Consider the following 3,661-nt stretch of genomic DNA (forward strand, 5'->3'; position numbering starts at 1 on the left):
CAGTTTTTTCTTTGTCAGTAAGGGTGTCAACAAGGAATATTACAAATTGTTAACCGAGTCTTGAAAGCCTTGTGCTACAAAGGTTTGAAATGTTAAGAAAGATGTGACTAAAGGACAGCCTTGATAAGGGGGGCATCTGATAACTTTTAACGCCTACCTACTCATATTAGAATCAGTGATTAATTGGCATCCTAGCGGAAACAAATGATTATCGACTTACCCGATCGAGAAGCTACTGTCAATTTAGGGGAAAAACTGGGGCAAACCCTGGCCCCCGGCAGTGTAATTTTATTAAAAGGCGATTTGGGAGCGGGAAAAACCACCTTAGTACAGGGAATTGGCCTAGGATTGGGCATTCAAGAGCCTATAGCTAGTCCTACCTTCACCCTCGTTAACGAATATAGCGAAGGCCGCCTTCCTTTGTATCATTTGGATTTGTATCGTTTGCAGGGTCAAGATATCGAGGCGCTGTACCTAGAAAATTATTGGCAGGGAATCGAGGTGGATTTAGGGATAGTGGCGATCGAATGGTCGGAACGTTTAACTTTTTTGCCAGAAAATTATCTAGAGATTACTTTACTCGATCGAGGCGAGCAAGGACGACGAGCGCTGCTCAATTTTGTCGGTGGGGACGAAAAAAATAGCGACCCCACAGGAATCGCTATCAGCACTTGACTTTTGAAGCAATCAAACTTTAGCGGTAACTTTCCACTTATTCTCTAACTCGTCTTTCTTCTAAAGTTTCTTCAAAGAAACTATTGTAGAGGAAACCCGCCGCCACGGCCCCAACAATGGGAGCAATCCAGAATAACCATAATTGACCAACGAGAGCTATATTACCGCATAAAAGAGCAACACCGGTACTACGAGCGGGGTTAACGGAGGTATTGGTCACGGGAATGCTAATTAAGTGAATTAAGGTCAATCCTAAACCAATAGCGATGGGAGCAAAACCGGCCGGAGCGCGTCGATCGGTAGAGCCTAAAATGATGATTAAGAACATGAAGGTCAAGACCACTTCCGTGACCAAAGCGGCGAATAAACTGTAACCACCGGGAGAATGTTCTCCGAAACCATTGGTGGCCAGAGGGTTACTGCCTCCCAGAGCGAAACTGGGTTGACCACTGGCAATAATGTAGATAATTACTGCCGCTAAAATCGCCCCTAAAACTTGAGCGATGATGTAGGGAAGTAGTTCCGAACCGGGGAAGCGTTTACCTGCCCAGAGACCGAAGGAAACGGCGGGATTAAAATGTCCCCCCGAAATATGCCCTAAAGCGTAGGCAAGAGTGAGGACGGTTAAACCGAAGGCAAGGGACACACCCACAAAAGAAATCCCCAGATGGATATTAAAATCAGCACCATCTACGACACTCTTGGCTTTACCCACAAATACTGCCGCTAAAACAGCACTACCGCAACCGCCGAGAACGAGCCAAAACGTCCCGATGAACTCTGCTAGATACTTTTTCATCTCTATATCAAGGTTGAATGATTTTGCTTTTAGGTTATCTCCCATCAGACCGGATTAAACTGTTATAAGATATTAAAAAATAGTTATTTTTTACCTTCAATTTGCCGTTCTCATGGGGAAACTATCAGCTTTTTAGGGATATAATAGTAAAAAAATCGGGAATTTCTGATAATTTCACACTTTCTTTAGATTTACTTCTATCTTGATGTCTGATGGATTTTGGCAGTGGTTGACCCTTTCCGCCGAGTGCTAATTATGAGATGAGCGATGCAGGAAGAAAAAGCGATATTTAATATCAACAATACTTTTTATCGACCGGAGAGTAAAATCGTCCGAGATTTAGGAGTTTTAGGGGCGGCAATTGCCCAAAAAGAGCGGGGAAGTTTGCGCGTTTTAGAGGTAATGAGCGGCTCTGGTGTGCGAGCGCTCAGGTATTGGTTAGAAAGTGGTGCGGATTGGCTGTGGGTTAATGATGGTAATCCAGAAATTCAGCCAACTTTAGCCGCTAATTTAGAGAGTTTATTACAACAGAAACAAGGGAAAATAACCTATAAATCTGCTCAAGAAGTTCTCCTAGAATGTTATCTTAAAAAAGACCATTACGATCTAGTTGATATTGATGCTTTTGGTTCCCCTGCATCTCTGTTTAGTGCTATTCCTTTAGCCACTAAAATCGGTGGTTTAATTTATCTAACTAATACCGATGGACGGACGCTGACGGGTCATAATCTAGAAAATAGTTTAGCTGATTATGGAGCCTCTGCTCGCAATCATCCAGCTGCCCACGAACAGGGATTAAGATTAATTATCGCTGGTTTGCAATTAGAATCGGCCCGATTAGGTTTAGGAATTACGCCGGTTTTTTCCTTCTTTTTTGGTCAAAGTTATCGGGTGATGGTGCGGTTAACGGCTAATAGACAATTAAATAGTCATAACTACGGTTTTCTCGGTTATTGTCATAGCTGCGGGGAATATCAATCAGTGCCTTGGCCGAAGTTAGGCAAGATAGTTTGTTCTGGGGACGGGCAACCTTTAACTTTAACCGGACCCTTGTGGTTAGGCAGTTTACACGATCGCTTGTATCTAGAAAAAATGGCAGATTTAGCCGATCAATGGCAGTGGAAAAAGGTAGTTAAATTGTTAGAAATAATGAGGGAAGAGAACGATTTTCCTCCCTATTTTTATAGCTTTCGGGAAATTGGTAGAAGGGGGAAATTAGATTTACCCAAAAGGGAAGATTTAATTGCAGCTCTCTTAGAACAAGGTTATCGAGCCGCTGCCACCCATATTAACCCGCAAGCACTGAAAACTAATGCTTCTTTAGCCCAATGTATCGCACTGCTCAAGGACTAATTAATTAAGGATTGCTGAATAAATCTAAAAACCTTGTTGGATAATATCTTTAGGCTTGTTTAAAATCAAAAAGTGCCAGCTCTTGCAGTGATCAGGGGGGAAAAAGTACTTGAATTTTACCCCCGATCACTCCAATGGTAGGCACTTTTTGCGGGAAAAAAAGTCTAAAAGCCTTATCCAACAAGGTTTTTATATTTATTCAGCCAGCCCTATTTAGCGATCGAGGTAGCTACATTAGGACTATTGGGGTTAATATCAATAGTCCGGGTTGCGGGAATAACGATTAAGTCTAAATCTTCCATTGGGATAGCACCAAGCAATACTTGATCCCCCATTACCAAAGCACCGACGAAACCGATGCGGTTTTTGAAACGAATTTCGATCGGTCCAACGTAGGGAACCAGTTGACGGGAACCATCGGCTAAAATTACCTCCTTGCGATCGATTTCAGTTAATTTTAACTGAATTTGAATATGTGCAGGAATGCAGAGATGCAAGGCTCCCGTATCAGCCAAGGCTGGGGTTTCTAGAGGCGATAGGGAACGATCAACGGGGTTACTAAGTTGTATTTTGGCTGAAACTAAACCCATTTTATCCTGTTGAGGTGGTCTATTAATTAGATTATACTAAATCCGTTGAGCATAGGCTACTTATCAGGACAGGCAACAGGCAAAAGGAGGAATAAATAATCAGTTTTTAATCTCTTCGGGTCTAATTCCCCGCCGCTCGCGGCGTACAATAGAAAAATGAGTGAATACATCCATAAGAGCCATAATGTAAGTGTTTTGCTATATCATTTAGTGTTCCCAGCCAAATATCGTAAAGCCGTTTTCG

General features: G+C 42.5%; 4 protein-coding genes and 1 pseudogene. 3 read left to right on the top strand and 2 right to left on the bottom strand.

Annotated features, from left to right (window positions below):
* Positions 1–204 precede the first annotated feature (204 nt).
* Entirely contained in the window at positions 205–675 is a 471-nt protein-coding gene (tsaE, locus tag PX481_RS06250) for a tRNA (adenosine(37)-N6)-threonylcarbamoyltransferase complex ATPase subunit type 1 TsaE (protein WP_002759256.1), read from the top strand.
* Positions 676–712: 37 nt separating this feature from the next.
* Here tsaE and aqpZ read toward each other — a convergent pair whose 3' ends face one another.
* Entirely contained in the window at positions 713–1,474 is a 762-nt protein-coding gene (aqpZ, locus tag PX481_RS06255; RefSeq protein WP_288094013.1) for an aquaporin Z, read from the bottom strand.
* Between the two features lie 267 nt (positions 1,475–1,741).
* On the opposite strand from aqpZ, the gene PX481_RS06260 reads away from it, so the two are divergent.
* Positions 1,742–2,827, top strand: coding sequence for a class I SAM-dependent methyltransferase (locus PX481_RS06260; RefSeq protein ID WP_288026664.1), 1,086 nt, complete (start codon positions 1,742–1,744; stop codon positions 2,825–2,827).
* Between the two features lie 209 nt (positions 2,828–3,036).
* Here PX481_RS06260 and PX481_RS06265 read toward each other — a convergent pair whose 3' ends face one another.
* Positions 3,037–3,417, bottom strand: coding sequence for a pepsin/retropepsin-like aspartic protease family protein (locus tag PX481_RS06265; RefSeq protein WP_002763730.1), 381 nt, complete (start codon positions 3,415–3,417; stop codon positions 3,037–3,039).
* Positions 3,418–3,573: 156 nt separating this feature from the next.
* Here PX481_RS06265 and PX481_RS06270 point away from each other — a divergent pair.
* Positions 3,574–3,661 (top strand): annotated as a pseudogene (locus PX481_RS06270) (IS200/IS605 family transposase); the annotation flags it as partial.

This window comes from Microcystis sp. M53603_WE2 (assembly GCF_030065435.1).

Bases quoted from the DNA above. Each gene is read 5' to 3' on its own strand.
- tsaE (WP_002759256.1), top strand. From the start codon at position 205: ATGATTATCGACTTACCCGATCGAGAAGCTACTGTCAATTTAGGGGAA.
- aqpZ (WP_288094013.1), bottom strand. From the start codon at position 1,474: ATGAAAAAGTATCTAGCAGAGTTCATCGGGACGTTTTGGCTCGTTCTC.
- PX481_RS06260 (WP_288026664.1), top strand. From the start codon at position 1,742: ATGCAGGAAGAAAAAGCGATATTTAATATCAACAATACTTTTTATCGA.
- PX481_RS06265 (WP_002763730.1), bottom strand. From the start codon at position 3,417: ATGGGTTTAGTTTCAGCCAAAATACAACTTAGTAACCCCGTTGATCGT.